The sequence below is a fragment of the Mariniflexile sp. HNIBRBA6329 genome, from assembly GCF_043558645.1.
Taxonomy (GTDB): domain Bacteria; phylum Bacteroidota; class Bacteroidia; order Flavobacteriales; family Flavobacteriaceae; genus Mariniflexile.
The window spans coordinates 1-2,560 of record NZ_JBIFXS010000033.1 but is presented as its reverse complement, the minus strand read 5'-3'; the positions used below and the strand labels follow the sequence as shown (position 1 = coordinate 2,560).

Sequence of the window (2,560 nt, the reverse complement as noted above, 5' to 3'; positions counted from 1 at the left end):
TAATATTGTTCAGCTTTAATTTATAAATTTAATCCTTTAATAATCTGTATCGGTTATTTAGGACTAGACAACTTTAATAGTTGTTAGAGCTTAGATCCAAGGTTTGTGTTATAGGGTAATAATTTATTTGTTGCTCGAACAACCAATAAAATAAGTAGGTTTGAGAGGTTTGGCTATGTTACTTTTTACTAAAAAATACTGTTTATCGTTTAAATGATGTGGATTATCTAAAAATTTTATGAATTGAAAGAAAATGTTGTCGATAGTCTAAAAAATATAGCGGATAGTCTAAAAGTTGAAATTTATGTTTTTTATGCATACATAATTTATTTACATTTGAAATACCCTCTTTTCTACAATTTACGTTTTTCTTACTTATTTTATTTACAAGCAGACTTGATTAATAGCAAATTAAAGATGCCCACGTCTTACTTTTAACTTGACAACTTTTAGTTGGTTTTACAATGTAGAGCTGGCGTTTGTTGTTTAAGCTTATTTATGTTAACATCATTTATTAATTAATCCAAAATGTTATGTTAATGTACAATTTTACCCAAAAATCAAAGAACAAAGCTTCTTTAAATTTGATTGCATGCTGCCTTAGTTTACTATGGAAGCAAATTAAAAGCATAACCGGTTTCGCTGTTGTTATGCTTTTTTTATTGGCTTCAGCAAACCTAAATGCCCAAGTAGGAGTGCCATGTATAGATGGAAACTCCGGTGAATGGGATGGTCTAGCAGTTACTGGAGCACCTTCGTTTGAACTTAAGCATGATGTCTTTACAGGTAATCAGGATGACATCTTTACAGCAGGTAAGGATTTCAAAAGCTGGGGGCAAGTTTCTCCAACTCCAGATTATAGTAACTGGACTTTCAGTCCAATGCAGGCGAAGAGTGATATCATGAATGCAGCCGCCGTTATATATACGGGGATAACCGGCGCTCCTCAATGTGGAGCTGACCCACCGTTTAACGCTTATGATCCATCGCATACATATCTGTTTTTTGCCGGAGATAGAGAAAGCAATAATGGAACAGGCTATATTGGCTTTTGGTTCTTGTTAAATGGTTCTACTGCTGTTGAAGATGGTAGAGACAAGTATTTTAGTCCAGACCACTTTACCAACTTTGGTCAGTCAGACGGTATGGGAGGTACTTACAATGCTAACAACAGTATTGGAGACCTTTTAGTATTGGCAGATTTTACAGGTGGTGGTAGAAATGCCGCTATTACAGTATTAAAATGGGTAGGCCCAGGCAATGGAACGGAAGGTAATAACTTATCTTTAGTAAAAGTTGGCACTGCTTCTCAGGTAGGACAAAACAATGGAGGTCCAGTTCCTGTTCCTTCTAATTTTATTGTGCCTGCAGGACAAACTGAATATGATACCAATGAGTTTTACGAAGGTGTTATAGATTTAACACCTGTATTTGATTTAGTGAATAACCCAGGTATTATTTGTAGTGCCACTTGGATGTTAGAAACTAGGTCGTCTGCCGAAATAACAGCAGATTCTAAAGATTTTGTTGGCGGTAGTTTTAATTTACCACCAGTTATTAATGTAAGTGATGATGAGGTATGTATAGGTGGTTCAGGAAGTTTGACGGCAACAGTTAAGCAAGGAAACATGGTTATTGCTAATCCTGTTGCAGATGGATATACATTTGTGTGGTCTGGACCTGGATCATTTACTGGTCAAGGTACTGCAACTATAACAATAGATGATGCTCAATTAGCCGATGCAGGAAATTATTCGGTAATGGTTACAAGTCCTACTGGATGTCCACCAGCCAATGGCGATGAAGTAGGAACACTTACGGTAAACCCATTACCCATAGTTACAGCTAATAATGCTTCTTTAGAATGTACAGATACTACAAAACAATTAACAGGTTCTCCTTCTGGAGGTACCTGGAGTGGAGCTCATGTAAGTGCATCAGGATTATTTGATGCCACAGGTTTAGCGCCAGCGGATTACACAGTTACATACACATATACAGATGCTAATGGGTGTATCAATAGCGCAGATGCTATTGTTACAGTCAATATAGCACCTGAATTAACTGTTTCATGTCCAAGTGCAAAGGTCGTAGATTGTTCAGATGATATAAGTGGTGATTTTGCAACTTGGCTTGGAAGTTTTTCTTCTAATGGCGGAGGTGGAAATGTTGTAGATTCTTATTCAGCAACTATGGATGGTAATCCAGTGGCATTTGAAAGCCTTACTGCACCAACAAATATTTGCGGAACTGTAGTAATAGTAACATTACAAGCAACTGATGATTGTGGTCAAAATGTAAATTGTAACTCTACATTTACAGTTAATCCAGCACCAGCACCAGCATTTGTTGAGACGCCAGGAGATACAGCTATCGATTGTGATGCTGCACCGCCAACAGGAACAAGTTTAAGCTATAGTAGTGGTGGTGATAACCCGTGTATTACAGGTTCAGTAATAGGCGTTATTTCCGGAAGCCATGATGAGTGTGGCGGAAGCTATACGGAAACATGGACCTATACCGATGATTGCCAACGTACCATCACGCACAGCAGAACGAT

At 37.5% G+C, this 2,560-nt stretch carries 1 protein-coding gene; it reads left to right on the top strand.

The window, feature by feature from the left end:
• Positions 1-539 precede the first annotated feature (539 nt).
• A partial coding sequence (locus ACGK9U_RS16045; protein ID WP_394467569.1) for a hypothetical protein occupies positions 540-2,560 on the top strand: 2,021 nt, incomplete at its 3' end.